At 50.6% G+C, this 16,055-nt stretch carries 14 protein-coding genes; 8 read left to right on the top strand and 6 right to left on the bottom strand.

What is annotated here, in order from left to right:
• Positions 1 to 18: 18 nt before the first annotated feature.
• From metF to VP504_RS12405, 3 genes are all read right to left on the bottom strand, one after another.
• The gene (metF, locus tag VP504_RS12415; RefSeq protein WP_062707039.1) at positions 19 to 909 is read right to left on the bottom strand and encodes a methylenetetrahydrofolate reductase; all 891 of its coding nucleotides are present in this window, start codon (positions 907 to 909) and stop codon (positions 19 to 21) included.
• A gap of 249 nt (positions 910 to 1,158) precedes the next feature.
• Positions 1,159 to 3,603, bottom strand: a complete 2,445-nt coding sequence (locus VP504_RS12410) for a bifunctional aspartate kinase/homoserine dehydrogenase II (protein WP_325891452.1) — start codon at positions 3,601 to 3,603, stop codon at positions 1,159 to 1,161.
• Positions 3,603 to 4,766, bottom strand: coding sequence for an O-succinylhomoserine (thiol)-lyase (locus tag VP504_RS12405; RefSeq protein WP_325891450.1), 1,164 nt, complete (start codon positions 4,764 to 4,766; stop codon positions 3,603 to 3,605). The genes VP504_RS12410 and VP504_RS12405 overlap by 1 nt, the downstream gene beginning before the upstream one ends.
• Positions 4,767 to 5,005: 239 nt before the next feature.
• Here VP504_RS12405 and metJ point away from each other — a divergent pair, with 239 nt between their 5' ends.
• A complete protein-coding gene (gene metJ, locus VP504_RS12400) occupies positions 5,006 to 5,323 on the top strand; it encodes a met regulon transcriptional regulator MetJ (RefSeq protein ID WP_002535253.1) in 318 nt (105 codons plus the stop codon).
• Positions 5,324 to 5,399: 76 nt separating this feature from the next.
• Here the strand turns inward: metJ and VP504_RS12395 are convergent, their stop codons facing one another.
• Together VP504_RS12395 and rpmE are read right to left on the bottom strand one after the other, a co-directional pair.
• A complete protein-coding gene (locus VP504_RS12395) occupies positions 5,400 to 6,656 on the bottom strand; it encodes a malic enzyme-like NAD(P)-binding protein (protein WP_325891448.1) in 1,257 nt (418 codons plus the stop codon).
• A gap of 458 nt (positions 6,657 to 7,114) precedes the next feature.
• Positions 7,115 to 7,327 (bottom strand): 50S ribosomal protein L31, encoded by a 213-nt coding sequence (gene rpmE / locus VP504_RS12390; RefSeq protein ID WP_002535255.1) that lies wholly within the window; start codon positions 7,325 to 7,327, stop codon positions 7,115 to 7,117.
• Positions 7,328 to 7,575: 248 nt separating this feature from the next.
• Between rpmE and priA the strand changes: the two genes are divergently transcribed.
• From priA to rraA, 7 genes are all read left to right on the top strand, one after another.
• A complete protein-coding gene (gene priA / locus VP504_RS12385) occupies positions 7,576 to 9,771 on the top strand; it encodes a primosomal protein N' (RefSeq protein WP_325891447.1) in 2,196 nt (731 codons plus the stop codon).
• 184 nt (positions 9,772 to 9,955) lie between these two features.
• On the top strand, positions 9,956 to 10,960 hold the full coding sequence (gene cytR, locus VP504_RS12380; protein ID WP_325891446.1) for a DNA-binding transcriptional regulator CytR: 1,005 nt from the start codon (positions 9,956 to 9,958) through the stop codon (positions 10,958 to 10,960).
• Positions 10,961 to 11,041: 81 nt separating this feature from the next.
• Complete coding sequence (locus tag VP504_RS12375) at positions 11,042 to 11,608, top strand: SPOR domain-containing protein (RefSeq protein ID WP_325891445.1); 567 nt, start codon at positions 11,042 to 11,044, stop codon at positions 11,606 to 11,608.
• A gap of 148 nt (positions 11,609 to 11,756) precedes the next feature.
• Positions 11,757 to 12,281, top strand: coding sequence for an ATP-dependent protease subunit HslV (gene hslV, locus VP504_RS12370; protein WP_325891444.1), 525 nt, complete (start codon positions 11,757 to 11,759; stop codon positions 12,279 to 12,281).
• Between the two features lie 15 nt (positions 12,282 to 12,296).
• Positions 12,297 to 13,631, top strand: coding sequence for an HslU--HslV peptidase ATPase subunit (gene hslU, locus VP504_RS12365; RefSeq protein ID WP_062707024.1), 1,335 nt, complete (start codon positions 12,297 to 12,299; stop codon positions 13,629 to 13,631).
• 143 nt (positions 13,632 to 13,774) lie between these two features.
• The gene (locus VP504_RS12360; protein ID WP_325891443.1) at positions 13,775 to 14,680 is read left to right on the top strand and encodes a 1,4-dihydroxy-2-naphthoate polyprenyltransferase; all 906 of its coding nucleotides are present in this window, start codon (positions 13,775 to 13,777) and stop codon (positions 14,678 to 14,680) included.
• A gap of 154 nt (positions 14,681 to 14,834) precedes the next feature.
• Entirely contained in the window at positions 14,835 to 15,320 is a 486-nt protein-coding gene (gene rraA / locus VP504_RS12355) for a ribonuclease E activity regulator RraA (protein WP_325891442.1), read from the top strand.
• A gap of 57 nt (positions 15,321 to 15,377) precedes the next feature.
• Here rraA and zapB read toward each other — a convergent pair whose 3' ends face one another.
• Positions 15,378 to 15,620, bottom strand: a complete 243-nt coding sequence (gene zapB / locus VP504_RS12350; protein ID WP_062707020.1) for a cell division protein ZapB — start codon at positions 15,618 to 15,620, stop codon at positions 15,378 to 15,380.
• Positions 15,621 to 16,055: the final 435 nt, after the last annotated feature.

The following is a 16,055-nucleotide window of genomic DNA, read 5'->3' as shown; positions in this document are numbered from 1 at the left end:
GACTCATTGAACCTTAGTTTATACGGTAGGGCGAACACCCAGCGTATGGCAAAGTGCATAAGTCAGCTCTGCACGGTTCAACGTATAGAAGTGGAAGTCCTTCACACCCTCACGGCTTAACACACGTACCATGTCGATAGCGTTGCTCGCACCTACCATCTGACGGGTCACCGCATCATCTTCCAGACCTTCATATTGCTTGTGCATCCATGCTGGAATCCGCACATTTGTCATGTTGGCAAACTTCGACGCCTGCTTGAAGTTAGACACGGGCAGGATACCCGGGATGATTTCAACATCAATGCCAGCTGCAGCACAGCGGTCGCGAAAGCGCAGGTAGCTTTCCACATCAAAGAAAAACTGGGTGATCGCTCGGTTTGCACCTGCATCCACTTTGCGCTTAAGGTTGATCAGATCTGCTTGGGCGCTTTTCGCTTCAGGGTGCACTTCCGGATAAGCAGCAACAGAGATATCAAAATCCGCTTCGCCTTTCAAAAGCTCAACCAGATCCGCCGCATACATATCAGGCTTCTGGCTTTTCTCTGGAAGGTCGCCACGCAGAGCAACAATATGGCGAATACCACTGTTCCAGTAGTCGCGCGCGATTTCACGCAACTCATCACGGCTCGCATCGATGCACGTAAGATGGGGCGCAGCTTCAATACCCGTTTCCTGCTTGATACTTTTAACAATACCGTGGGTGCGGTCCCGCTCACCAGAATTTGCACCGTAAGTGACCGAGACAAATTTAGGTTTAAGGGTTTTCAGGCGTTGCACCGAAGCCCAAAGGGTTTGTTCCATGGCTTCAGAGCTTGGTGGGAAGAATTCAAACGAAACGTTAATATCGCCGTTCAAATCAGAAAGGTTTTGATTAAGTGCATCCAAATGGCTGGCGTGTGAGTATCCCATAACGTCTCCCTACCTCGGCAACATTCTACCGAAGAAATCCTTTAAAGCTGACATCCATTTAGACGTCTATATGTCTAGATATTGAATTGCGAACAATTTAAAGTCAACTTACTTAACTTGAATTTTATTCATGTTGATCATGTAAGTCTCTCAAGCACAGCAGTCAAAAATTGGCGTGTACACTTTGCCCGAATACATAGGGTACAAAAAAGCGGAGACCCAGCTCCGCTTTTTCCCTTCACTTTCCGACTATTTCAACAAAGATGCGATGCGATTCAAGTCAGAGAGCAATGCTCCTGCGGTCACATCACGACCCGCACCTGGACCACGGATAACCAATGGGTTTTCACGGTACCATTGGCTCTCAATAGCAAAGATGTTGTCACAAGGAAGCAGGTTGGCGAGTGGATGCTCTTCAGGCAGTACTTCGATACCGACACGCGCTTTGCCATCACGGGAAAGTCTTGCCACATAACGAAGGACGCCCTGCTCTTTTTTAGCTTGCTCAAGCCAATCTTCGAGCGCCTCATCAAGCTGAGAGCTGTTATCTAAAAATGCATCCAACGACAGCGCAGAAAGTGATTCAGGTACCAGAGACTGCACCTCAACCTGCTCTGGCTCAATATCGAGGCCAGATTCACGTGCCAAGATCACGAGCTTGCGCATCACATCCGCACCACTCAGATCTTCCCTAGGATCCGGCTCAGTCAGACCTTGCTGCCAAGCCTGCTCCAACAACTCGCTGAACTTAATTTCACCATTGAACTGTTGGAAGAGCCAGGACAGCGTTCCCGAGAAAATACCCGATAGCGCTATAATTTGGTCGCCGCTTTCACGAAGGTCTCGCACAGTGTGGTTTACTGGCAGGCCAGCACCTACCGTCGCGTTATACAACCAAAAGCGGCCAGTTTTCGCAAATGCGTCCTGAACCTGATGATACAACTCACCACTCGCGGAGCCTGCCACTTTGTTAGCAGATATAAGATGATAGCCGTGTTCGGCCAGATCCGTGTATTGCAGAGACAACGGTGCACTCGCGGTCACATCCAACACCACGATGTCATCGTAAGGATGGTTGAGCAGTGCTGTCAGCCAGTCACTCCCTTCATAGGGTTTGGCAACTTCATCAAATCGGGTCATCACGGTGTTAGCGTCAATGCCGTCGAAATCGACCCACTGGTTATCACTGTCCTGGACCGAAATCAGTTCAAAGCTCATGCCATGGCGTTTTTCCAGCGCCACTTTTTGTTCGGCAAACAAATTCAGCCAACGGCTACCGATATTCCCTTTGCCTAACAGTACCAGACCAATGCGACGTTGAGCCTGGAACAACGCACGGTGAATGTCTGACACCAATGCCGAAGTGTTCACTTTACGCAAAATAGCGGCAATGCTGAGGCCACAACCCGACTCGCAGATAAACTCAATTGGCTGGCTACGCAGTTGTTGGTAAAAACCATGGCAATGCACAGGATTAGCAGTCACTCCTGCTCCTACCGCAGCTACCATGCTGTAGCCTTCACGTAGGCGGATGTCTGCAGGAATACAAGCGTTTTGCAGTTGTTCTAATACACTGTTGACCACTTCGCCTGTATAGGTGAGCTGGATACGATGCTGGTCAGCACTGAATGACGATGCCAATGGCTGGATTTGGTTTCGGGTCAGCAGGCGTTCAATTTCACGGTGGGCAGTTTCAAAGTCGTGCGAACGGGGCACGTCCAGCTCAAGTAGGCAGACATCACTCAACGAAGTAATGATTTTCGCACCGCGACCAGATGCCAACACACGTTCAATACGGGTTGAACCTGACTCTGGGTCATAGCTGCAACGCAGATTCAGGTCAATACAGCTTTGCGCCACTGGCTGTAGCGTACGGGTATGCAGCACGGGCGCAGCAAGACGAGCCAGTTCGGCGGCTTCATCCAAACGCAGCAGCGGCAGCAGACAGGCATCACCGACGATACGCGGGTCTGCGCTGTACACACCAGCTACATCACTCCAAATGGTCACGCGGCTGACATCCGCCAGCGCACCGACAATGGTTGCGGAATAGTCCGAGCCATTGCGCCCAAGCAGCACAGTATCACCTTCGGTGTTACGCGCCATAAAGCCGGTGATCACAATCCGGCGTTTGGTATGTTGAATCAGTTGTTCTTTCAAAAGTGGCCAAGAGCTCGCGCGATCCACTTCTGGCTGTGCGCCGCGTTCTGCCCGCAGGAATGAGCGGGAATCGAGCTTCACGGCCGGCAGCTCAAGCTGGGTTAAAAGTGCTGACAATAGCCTCGCTGACCAGACTTCGCCAAAGCCCTGAGCCCAAGCGCGTTGTGCATCAGTCAGCGGGTTTTCTGCAGTCTGCGCCAACACACTGAAGTCTTCATACAGTGCATCCACCAGCAATTGCTTTTGCTCACCTTCAATCAGGTTTTCAATCAGATCCTGCTGGTATTTACGTAAAGTTTGCAGCGTTTCATGGGCCAGCCGACCATCTTTGCTGAGCAAATCCAGCCATTCAATCAGACGGTTGGTAGTTTTCCCGGCGGCTGACACCACGATAATGTCTGTCTCACCACTGTATTGCGCCAGAATACGCGTAACGCGACGGAAACAATCAGGATCAGCAAGACTGCTACCGCCAAACTTATGTAACTGACGGGACTGCGACTGCTGAGGGGATACGACTTCAACCGCACTCATTACTGGCTCTCTCTTACTTTATCAAATGCTTGTTTGAGGTCAGCGACCAGATCAGCTTTGTCTTCCAAGCCAATAGACAGGCGAAGCAAGGTGGCCGCCAAACCTGCTTCCGCCTGCGCTTCGTCCGACATGGCACGGTGTGTCATTGAGCCGGGATGCGTCACTAGACTTTCCACACCACCCAATGATTCGGCCAAAGTGAACAGCTTAAGGGAGGAAAGGAAAAGTTTCAGCTCACTTTCACCGCCTTTAAGCTCAAAGCTCAACATTCCGCCAAAACCTGATTGTTGTTTCTTCGCAATCTCGTGGCCCGGATGGGCTGGCAACGCCGGATGGTAGATAGTACTAACCAGCGGCTCCTGCTTGAGGTATTCCAACACTTGTGCACTGTTTTCTTCATGTTGACGCATTCTTGCGTTCAGAGTACGAAGACCGCGCAATGTCATGTAGCTATCGAACGCGTTCCCGGTGGCCCCAATGCAGTTACCCCACCATTTCAGCTCTTCATAAAGCTCGGCTTCTTTTGCCACCACTACGCCACCTACGGTGTCAGAGTGACCATTGATAAATTTGGTGGTCGAGTGCACCACGAAATCCGCACCCAGGTTTAGTGGCTGCTGCAAAGCGGGAGACAGGAAGGTGTTATCGACCCCTACCCATGCACCAACTGCTTTGGCTTTTTCACAGATCGCTGCGATATCAACCACGCGCAGCAGTGGGTTGGACGGCGTTTCCAACCACACCAGTTTGGGGTTCTTCGCCAATGCCTCTTCCAGCGCAACCGCGTCAGTCTGGTCAACAAATTCCACCCTGAACGCGCCCCTTTTTGCTCGGGAATCGAACAAGCGGTAAGTTCCCCCATAGCAATCGTGCGGCGCGATTATCAGGTCTTCAGGAGTAACCAGTGAAAGCAGAAGGTTAATTGCTGCCATGCCACAGTTGGTCACTACCGCGCCAGCACCGTTTTCCAGATCGGCGAGCGCTTTTTCCAGTAAAGAACGGGTTGGATTACCACCACGGGCGTAATCATAAGTGGGCACTTCACCAAACTCAGGGAATTCGTAATTAGTAGAAAGATACAGTGGAGGCACAACGGCGTGGTGCTGTGAATCTGTAGTGATACCGGTGCGGACTGCGATGGTTGCGGACTTCTTGTCGCTCATGGCGTGCTTCCCTGTGAAAAAATGATCGTATTCAGCTCAATCTTAGGTCTGTCGTTGACCTGATTGGTATTTGGTCAACCTTAACCTTTTCAAGATAGAGACGTCAACACTTCTAGACGTCCATATGTCTTTACATGTAGCAGTTAATATCGCTAGAATTTGGGTTTCATCCAACTTGGGTACCTTGTTTCCCGCGTTGGCAGCAATTTTAGACCCTAAACTGCTACAGAAGGTGAACAATGGCAGACTGGAATGGCGAATATATTAACCCTTACGCCGAGCACGGTAAAAAGAAAGAGCAGGTCAAGAAAATCACCGTTTCTATCCCGCTGAAAGTGCTTAAAATCCTGACCGACGAGCGTACCCGTCGCCAGGTTAACAATCTACGCCATGCCACCAACAGTGAATTGCTGTGCGAAGCATTTCTTCATGCCTACACCGGTCAACCACTGCCAACAGACGACGATATTCGCAAGGACAAAAGCGATAGCGTGCCAGCCGAAGTCAAGCGAATTATGAAAGAGCTTGGTATAGAGTTTAACGAAGAAGAGTATTGATTTCGTTAGTATTGTGAAAATATTCAAACAAAAAACCAGCCGATCGGCTGGTTTTTTCATTCAGATAAAGCGGCGATTAAGCTTCTTTATCTGCCATGTAATTTTCTGGCATGTCAATACGCGCAACACCTGAGTCCACTGCAGCTTGTGCAACAGCTTTAGCTACGCGTGGCAGCAAACGTGGATCCATCGGTTTTGGAATGATGTATTCCTTACCGAATTGCAGCTTATCAACACGTGCCGCTTTTAATACACCCTTGGGTACCGGCTCTTTCGCCAGCGCACGAATTGCCTCTACCGCTGCCAGTTTCATTTCGTCGTTGATACGGCTGGCGCGAACATCCAGTGCTCCACGGAAAATGAATGGGAAACAAAGGACATTGTTTACCTGGTTAGGGTAGTCTGAACGGCCAGTACCCATGATGAGGTCATCTCGCACTTCGTGTGCCAGCTCCGGTTTGATTTCCGGATCCGGGTTTGAACACGCAAACACGATTGGCTTATCCGCCATCAGTTTCAGCGCTTCCGGTGGCAGCAGATCCGGTCCGGATACGCCGAGGAAAATGTCCGCGCCTTCAATCACGTCTTCCAGCGTACGCTTGTCGGTGTTGTTGGCGAATAGTTGCTTGTACTCATTGATGTCATCACGACGGGTATGAATCACGCCTTTGCGATCCAGCATGTAGATTTTCTCACGCTGTGCACCACATTTGATGAGCAGTTCCATACACGCAACCGCGGCGGCGCCTGCACCCAGACAGATGATGACTGACTCTTTGATGTCTTTGCCCTGAAGCTCAAGCGCGTTCAACATACCTGCTGCAGTCACAATCGCGGTACCGTGTTGGTCATCGTGAAATACCGGTACATGACAGCGCTCGATGAGCTGCTTTTCAATCTCAAAGCAGTCTGGCGCTTTGATGTCTTCAAGGTTGATACCACCGAAAGTGTCGGAGATGTTCGCGACCGTATCGACGAACTCTTCGATAGTGCGGTGTTTCACTTCGATGTCGATGGAGTCGAGTCCAGCGAAGCGTTTGAATAGTAGTGCTTTACCTTCCATCACCGGCTTGGATGCCAACGGGCCAAGGTTGCCCAGACCTAGGATCGCGGTGCCGTTTGAGATCACTGCAACCATGTTGCCTTTTGCAGTGTATTTATAAACATTGTCGGCATCTTGTGCGATTTCTCGGACGGGTTCGGCAACACCCGGGCTGTATGCCAGCGCCAGATCTTCTACCGTATCCGCGGGTTTGGAGAGTTCTACGGAGATTTTGCCCGGCACTGGAAACTCATGATAATCCAGCGCCTGTTGGCGTTTGTCTTCAGACATGTATTGTTCCTGACTGTAATTGTTATTGGCTAAATATAATAAAGGGCCCTCTGCCTGCCCCATTATCTTGCTGACTGCTTTCCCGCAAGCTGGGCATTACAATCAGCAAGTGAAGGAATATGCGCATTCCAATGTTCATCCAGGTTGCATATCCCCGCTCATTGCCTGTATCTCCACACAGGCAATGAATTATCCCTCTATTGAGTTTAGCGGACTCAAATAAAAGACAAGTGTCGTTATTTCTTATGACACTTTCAGATCATTGGGTGGAAGATAAAGGAATTTAAAATGTTAACGCAGCGCGAAAGCCAGAGCCAGTAAGGATTGAACCAAGTTGGCAAAACTCGCTTGGATAAACTGTAATAGTCTACCTATACTGAAGGATGTAAAAGGTCTTACAAGCTGTATCAGGCAACAAAAAAAGGGTGCTTACGCACCCTTTTTTATTTAATTCGCAATTACTTGCTGCTAAGAACGCCAAAACGTTTCTTGAAGCGGTCAACACGGCCACCGGTGTCAACTACACGCTGAGTACCAGTGTAGAATGGGTGACACTTGTCACATACGTCCAGGTTGATGTCTTTACCCAGAGTGGTTTTGAATTCAAAAGTGTTGCCACATGAACATTTTGCAGTGACTGCAGCGTATTCTGGATGGATACCAGCTTTCATAGGGATTACCTCTAATCTAAGGCCGTGTCGCTCTCCCGAGCCTATCGGGCACCACACGTCGTTAACAAACTGTTTGTAAGGCGCGGATTCTAATCAAGGTGACCTGCGATCGCAACTTTTTTGTTCAATTCATTTCCATGTACTCTCAATGGACAGTGCCAAAGAATCTTCACCCTGTACTTTTCGCCCGCCAGCAGCATGGGTACACTGTCGCCAACCTTATTTGAATTCTAAGACCTTATCGCACAATGACCCCGACGATTGCTCAGGTGGCGCTACCCGTTCCGCTTCATAAAACCTTCGACTATCGCATTACCAATGAAATGCCGGTTGTGGGGGGTCGCGTGCGTGTCCCGTTTGGAAAGCAATATAAAGTGGGCATTGTCGTCGTATTGACCAACACCTCAGAATTTCCGCTCGAGCAAATCAAACCCATCAATGTGGTTTTGGATAGCACCCCACTATGGACACCCTCTTTATATAAGGTATTGAACTGGGCAAGTCGCTATTACCAGTATCCATTGGGTGATGCACTGGCGACTGTCATGCCGAGCGCGCTGCGAAAAGGCAAGCCTGCGGTCAAAGACCGCGAGAAGTGCTGGCAACTGACAGAAGCCGGGAAAGACCAACCATTGTCAGCCCTCACCCGTGCGCCAAAACAGGCACGCGTTCTAACCTTATTACGCCAGGGTGCGATGACACACAGCGATCTGCTCGAAGAAGACTTAAGCGCCACCATTCTCAAAGCGGTGGAAGAAAAAGGCTGGATTGAAGCGGTGAAAGAGCAGCGCGCCAAGCCCTGGCAACAACGTTATGAGGTAGTGGAAGACAAACCAAGGCTTAACAGCGAGCAGGCCATGGCGGTTGCTACTATCAATGCCAATCCGGAATTTGCTTGCTATTTAATAGAGGGCGTCACAGGTTCGGGGAAAACAGAAGTCTACCTGAACCTCTTAGAGCCCGTGTTAAAGCGAGGTCAGCAGGCGCTGATATTGGTTCCTGAAATTGGCCTAACGCCGCAAACCATCAATCGCTTTAAACGCCGCTTCAATGTACCCGTTGTGGTGATGCATTCCGGGCTTAATGACACCGAGCGCCTCAACGCCTGGCTGGCTGCCCGTGATAATGAAGCCGCCATTATTATTGGTACCCGATCCGCTCTTTTTTCGCCGTGTAAGTCGCTCGGCATTATCGTTGTCGACGAAGAGCACGACGCCTCTTACAAACAACAGGACTCTTTCCGTTATCATGCCCGCGATCTGGCCGTGATGCGTGGCCATGAAGAGAATGTGCCTGTAGTGCTCGGTTCTGCCACCCCTTGCCTTGAAAGCCTGCACAACGCCAAAACTGGCAAGTACCATCACCTGATCTTATCTGTCCGTGCTGGAAATGCGCTGAAAACCCAAAACGGCGTGTTGGATATCCGAGGTTTGTATCTAGAAGCTGGGCTATCCGCTCCTTTGATTGCCGAGATGCGAAAGCACCTCTCCCAAGGTAATCAGGTGATGTTGTTTTTAAACCGCCGCGGCTATGCCCCGGCGCTGATGTGCCATGAATGTGGCTGGTTGGCCGAATGTAAACGCTGTGACGCCTATTACACCCTGCATCAGAACAGCAATGAACTGCGCTGCCACCATTGCGGATCGCAACGCCCTATTCCGCACCAATGTGGAAGCTGTGGCTCCACACAACTGATCAGTGTCGGCGTAGGCACCGAGCAGCTGGAAACCCAGTTGGAAACCCTGTTTCCAGAATTCAAAACCATCCGAATCGACCGTGACAACACACGTCGTAAAGGCTCGCTTGAAGCCTACCTCACTGCTATTCACAACAAAGAATACCAAATACTGATTGGTACCCAGATGCTTGCGAAGGGCCATCACTTCCCCGATGTCACTTTAGTAGCCTTAGTAGATGTAGATAGCGCGCTGTTCAGCAACGATTTCCGTGCACCGGAACGTTTGGCACAGCTGTTTGTTCAGGTGGCTGGCCGCGCCGGACGTGCCAGCAAACCAGGCTATGTGCTGCTTCAAACCCACCACCCCGAACATGCACTCTTGCAGTCGCTCATTCACAGAGGCTACGACAGCTTTGCCGCTGAAGCGCTGAATGAGCGCAAAATGGCACATCTGCCACCTTACAGCTACTTCGCCCTGCTCCGCGCCGAATCTCACCACAGTGGGGAAGTGGAGCAGTTTCTGCATCAGGCGAGAACCGTACTTGATGCATCACCAATCCCAGAAGATGAATGTGCAGTCATGGGCCCCGCGCCAGCGCCATTGCACCGCCGGGCAGGACGTTTTCGCTGGCAGTTGGTTTTCCAGGCGCCTAACCGTAAGATTTTACAGCAAAGATTAACCATGGCACTGCTGGCTATTCGACAGTTACCGCTTTCTAAAAAAGTCCGCTGGTCACTCGATATCGAGCCGCAAGATATGAGCTGAACGCAATTTCATTCACTTAAACCGACCGAGATCACGGTATTCTTGCAATTACTGTTAACATGACCATGTTTAATACATCTCCATCGGATTAAGATAGGACGTGTGGACAAAAATTGTCCCGTTGCTGAAGGTCCCGGTCATCTGGGAAGCATCGCCAATCATAACGATAAAGAGGAATTACACTATGGCGACAATGAAGGATGTTGCCCATCTGGCCGGCGTCTCTACGGCGACGGTTTCTCGCGCGCTGATGAACCCGGAAAAAGTCTCTGCGTCTACCCGAAAAAAAGTTGAGCAAGCAGTAATGGAAGCGGGCTACAGCCCCAACTCGCTGGCAAGAAACTTACGTCGCAATGAATCAAAAACCATCGTGGCTATCGTGCCTGATATCTGTGATCCCTACTTCACAGAGATCATTCGCGGCATCGAAGAGGCGGCAATGGAGCACGGTTATCTCGTGCTGCTGGGTGACAGCGGCCAACAGGAAAGCCGCGAAAGTTCGTTCGTCAATCTGGTCTTCACCAAGCAAGCTGACGGCATGCTACTTTTAGGTACTGATCTTCCTTTTGACGTCAGCAAACCGGAGCAGAAAAACCTGCCACCTTTAGTCATGGCCTGTGAATATGCACCGGAACTGGAACTTCCCACCGTCCACATCGATAATCTGACGGCAGCATTTGAAGCGGTGAACTACCTCACTCAAGTAGGCCACAAGCAGATCGCTCAGATCACCGGCGATCCTGATGCAGCACTGACTCAGTTCCGCGTTCAGGGTTACCAACAAGCACTGCGACGAGGTGGCATAACCATTAATCCAGCCTACACAGTGACCGGGGATTTCACCTTTGCTGCCGGCGCACGAGCGATGACCACCCTGCTTTCGCTGCCAACGCCACCGACTGCGGTTTTCTGTCATTCAGATGTGATGGCGATTGGTGCCATGCAACAGGCGAAGCGACTGGGCTTCCGAGTCCCACATGACATTTCGATTGTCGGTTTTGATGACATCCAGTTTGCGGAGTACTGTGACCCCGCCCTGACCACGGTTTCCCAGCCTCGCTACGATATCGGCCGTCAGGCGATGTTGATGCTGCTGAAAATCCTCAAAGGCAATGATGTGCAAGCAGGTTCACGCCTTCTTGATGCCCAACTCGTTATCCGCGAGAGTGTGGCACCACCATCACGCTAGTCGAGTCAGACTGGTACTGGCGCGCAGGTTCGCGAGCCAGTACCATATAGTCTTAATTGAGCAGAAAAGACACGAAAATCAGTGGCAACCAGAGATTATGTCAAGCGTGGTAAAACATCACGTAAACCAACCCGAAACTCCAAAAAACAGCCTCCTAAACCGGCGTTTCCCTTTAAATGGGCCTTTCTCGCTCTGATCTTGGTGGTGGGCTTTGGCTATGGTCTCTACTACCTTTCCACCAGCGAACCACCTGAAAAAACCGTGGTTGAAAATAAAACGGTGAAACCCGCTGCAAAACCTCAGAAGAGAGAAGAAAAGGTGATCCCGCCTAAACCTGAGGAAAAGTGGAGCTACATTGAAGAGCTCGAAAACAAAGAAGTGAAAGTTGAAGCCAACGAGCCTGAACTTTCCATCCGTCCCTATCTGATGCAGTGTGGCGCCTATCGTAGTGCCAGTCAGGCTGACGAACGTAAAGCGCTGATTGCCTTTCAGGGTTTAGAAAGCCACATCAAAACCAGCCAGGGCGAGAAAGGCCTTTGGTACCGTGTCGTGCTCGGACCTTATCCGATGAAGCGGGAAGCTGAACGGGACCGCAACCTGCTGCGACGAGCAGGTATTGAGCCTTGTGCTATCTGGTATTGGAACTGATTTCCAGCCACTTGAACTGATTCTAAACACTTGAAGGGCAAACCCGTATTCTCGACGGCTTTGCCCTTGAATTTATTTATCTCCGTCCCCACCTTTGCTGTAACAACCCATACTGGTAATAACCAGAGAGAAAAGTAGAGGTTCTTCCGTGACAACTATCGTTTCTGTTCGCCGCAACGGCAAAGTAGTGATCGCCGGTGATGGCCAGGTGTCACTGGGTAATACGGTTATGAAAGGCAATGCCCGCAAAGTTCGCCGTTTATATAACAACAAGGTACTGGCAGGTTTTGCCGGTGGTACTGCTGATGCATTCACCCTTTTTGAACGCTTCGAGCGCAAACTGGAGATGCATCAGGGTCATCTAACCAAAGCGGCGGTGGAACTGGCCAAAGACTGGCGGACTGACCGCGCGTTGCGTCGCCTTGAAGCCCTGCTGGCGGTAGCGGACGAAACGGCGTCGCTGATTATCACAGGTAACGGTGATGTGGTTCAGCCAGAGCACGATCTGATTGCGATCGGTTCGGGTGGTAACTTTGCTCAAGCAGCAGCAACCGCACTGCTGGAAAATACCGAGCTGGACGCATGTGAAATCGCAGAAAAATCACTGACCATCGCGGGTGACATTTGTGTGTTCACCAACCAGCACCACACCGTTGAAGAACTCGATTATTAAGACAGGATCCAAAGCATGTCTGAAATGACCCCTCGTGAAATCGTTTCCGAGCTTGACCGACACATTATCGGTCAGGACAAAGCCAAGCGCGCCGTTGCTATCGCTCTGCGTAACCGCTGGCGTCGTATGCAGCTCAATGAAGATCTGCGTGTAGAAGTGACCCCAAAAAACATTCTGATGATTGGCCCTACCGGTGTCGGTAAAACCGAAATTGCCCGTCGTCTGGCGAAGCTGGCCAATGCGCCGTTCATCAAAGTCGAAGCCACTAAGTTCACCGAAGTAGGCTACGTGGGTAAAGAAGTGGAAACCATCATCCGTGATCTGACGGATGTAGCGATCAAAATGACCCACCAGCAAGCGATGGAAAAAGTAAAATATCGTGCTGAAGAGCTGGCAGAAGAGCGCATTCTCGATGTACTGCTTCCACCGCCACGTGATGCTTGGGGCCAGAATGAAGAGCCAAAAGCAGATTCAGCGACCCGTCAAAGCTTCCGTAAGAAAATCCGTGAAGGCCAGTTGGACGACAAAGAAATCGAAATCGATCTGGCGGCTCCGCAGATGAGCATGGAAATCATGGCGCCTCCGGGTATGGAAGAAATGACCAACCAGCTGCAAAGCATGTTCCAGAATCTGGGCGGTGGCACGACTGCGAAAAAGCGTAAGATGAAACTGAAAGATGCGCTAAAAGCGGCAACCGAAGAGGAAGCGGCGAAGCTGGTTAATCAGGAAGAGCTGAAAGATCAGGCCATCGCGTCAGTGGAAAACAACGGCATCGTGTTCATCGACGAAATCGACAAAATTTGTAAGCGCGGCGAAAGCTCAGGCCCAGACGTTTCCCGTGAAGGTGTTCAGCGTGACCTGCTGCCACTGGTTGAAGGCAGCACTGTCTCAACCAAGCACGGCATGGTGAAAACAGACCACATCCTGTTCATCGCATCCGGCGCATTCCAGGTAGCGTCTCCATCTGATCTGATCCCAGAGCTTCAGGGCCGTCTGCCAATCCGCGTTGAGCTGGAAGCACTGACTGCGTCTGACTTCAAACGCATTCTGACTGAGCCTAATGCGTCCCTGACGGCGCAATACTCTGCGCTGATGGGTACAGAAGAAGTGAACCTGACCTTCACTGAAGATGGCATCGAAGAGATCGCCAATGCAGCGTGGCGTGTGAACGAGAAAACCGAGAACATCGGTGCCCGTCGCCTTCACACTGTGATGGAGCGTCTGGTGGATGAAATCTCCTTCGACGCAAGCGAGCGTGGCGGTGAATCTTTCGAAATCAACTCAGAATACGTCCGCAGCCATCTTGAAGAGCTGGTTGACGACGAAGATCTGAGCCGCTTCATCCTTTAATAGCCCAGGCTAAACCACTCAAAGGGCAGCATATCGCTGCCCTTTCTCGTATCTGGAAACACCGCATTCAGGATTAGCATTGCCCCCCGTTACAAAAACGCCAATAATGTGATCTGCTTTAAATCATTCAATGCCAAGGCTATATGTCCGCATCTACTTTCAAAATCTGGCTCGACGCCGCCCGTCCGAAAACCTTGCCACTGGCGATAGCCTGTATTCTGTGTGGCAGTGCTGTAGCGGTGCAGACCTCACAGTTTTCCATCACCCTCACGGTATTAGCGCTTGTGACCGCGCTGCTTCTGCAGATCCTGTCGAACCTTGCCAACGATTACGGTGATGCCATCAAAGGCACAGACAACGATGCCCGCCTTGGCCCAAAACGTGCCATCCAGCAAGGTCTTGTCACGCCAGCCTTAATGAAACAAGCCATTTTTTTCAATATTTTAATCACCACCTTAGTGGGTGCAGCGCTGGTACTAACGGCATTCGACAAAACCGCAGATATCCTCAGTTTTATCGGCCTCGGCGCGCTCGCTATTGTCGCGGCCATTTGCTACACCGTGGGGAACAAACCTTATGGCTACAGGGGTCTTGGCGACTTTTCAGTGCTTATTTTCTTTGGCTGGCTCGGCGTGGCAGGTACCTATTACCTGCAAGCTGGCACACTGAATTCTATCGTGCTACTTCCAGCCACAGCCTGTGGTTTGTTATCGGTGGGCGTACTGAACATCAACAACCTGCGCGATATAGATAATGACCGCGCCTGCGGCAAACACACCTTGGTAGTCCGAATGGGGCCCAAATGGGGCCGAGCTTATCATCAAGTGCTGCTCGCCACTGCATTTATATGCTTTGCCCTCTTTTCGCTGCTTCAACCTGTGGGTTGGTCAGGCTGGCTGTTCCTATTGGCGCTGCCAATGGCCGCTAAACATAGCCTGGCAGTGCGGCAATCACCAGATGGCGAAGCCCTGCGTCCGATGATGGGTGACATTGTCAAAGTGGCGTTGCTGACCAATGCCTTGTTTGCGGCTGGCATCTTAATTAGTTGATACAGTATTTAACATGATGACTGGCGGCCTGATGAATTGTGCCGTGAGTCATTGCAAAGCCTTAGCTTGTCGTATACTTTTTGCTGAGGGTGACGCGAAGCCCAACCTTGGCGCCACAACGATTCAGCCCCAATTGCCTAAGAGAAGTCTGACTATGGAATACAATACCTCCGAACTGTGTGACATGTACCTGGATCAGGTTGATGTTCTTGAGCCGATGATGAGCTCATACGGTGGCCGCAGCTCCTTTGGTGGTCAGGTAACAACCATCAAGTGCTTTGAAGACAATGGACTGATTCGAGAAGTGGCGGAGCAAGACGGCGAAGGCCGTGTGATGCTGGTCGACGGTGGCGGCTCTCTGCGCCGTGCATTGATTGATGCAGACATTGCTGCGATGGCAGCGGAAAACAACTGGGAAGGCATTGTGATTTACGGTTGTGTGCGCGACGTCGACACCATTGACGAGCTTGATATTGGTATTCAGGCACTGGCATCAATTCCAGTGGGAGCAGACAGCCAAAGCATTGGAGAAGTTGATGTGCCGGTAAACTTTGGCGGTGTGACTTTCCTGCCGGAAGACCACCTCTATGCCGATAGCACTGGCGTTATCCTGTCCCAGGAAGCGATTGATATCGAGTGAGCCTACACTTCTCGCAGATAGAAAAACAGAGCCTTCAGGCTCTGTTTTTGTTTTGGCTTATTCGACTTCTTCGATTTTACCCAACAGGCTGCGAATACGTTGTTGCCATGCTTCTTGATCAGCCTTCAGGCGAGCATTTTCCTGCTCCAGCGCTTCACGACTTTCACGGATTGTGTTTGATTCACTGCTCAGTGATTCGTTCTTCTCTTTCAGTTCTTCGATTTCCATCTGCAGCAGAGAAATTGTGTCTACTGCCATCTGAACCTTGGCTTCAAGCTGCTCTAAAATTTCCAATGACATCAAGGCCACCTATGTGTTCCAACTTATCAATTCTCTCGCCAAGACTTGCCATCTCTGGCTTCAACGCCTTGTGCGTCCCAAAAAGCTATTCTAACTGCGCATGACATCAGCCGCACCTTCGGATTTCCTATTTCGGTCACAAGCGGACAAAAAATCACCATTTGCGCAACTTTCTAACCCTTTGATTCCCCATGATTATGCTTACTCACTCACATAAATGACTAAAAATGCGACAACACGCAATTTTTATTCACTCCTGTCGTGGTAGTGTAATGGCGATCGTATCTCTCTTGGATTACTCCAAGACTTGCCGAACTCGGCCGGGCTGACACTTTGTGTCAGCCTTTTTTCTTTTTTGGGAATCTCACACTCTTCTTTCTCATTTCTAAGTATTCAATGCGCGAAAACGCTCACTAAACGGACAAATAATGAGCG

It is taken from the genome of Grimontia sp. NTOU-MAR1 (assembly GCF_035758505.1).
Lineage (GTDB): Bacteria > Pseudomonadota > Gammaproteobacteria > Enterobacterales > Vibrionaceae > Enterovibrio > Enterovibrio marinus.
Note: the sequence above shows the minus strand (reverse complement) of the source record. Positions and strands in the feature narration are given on the sequence as shown.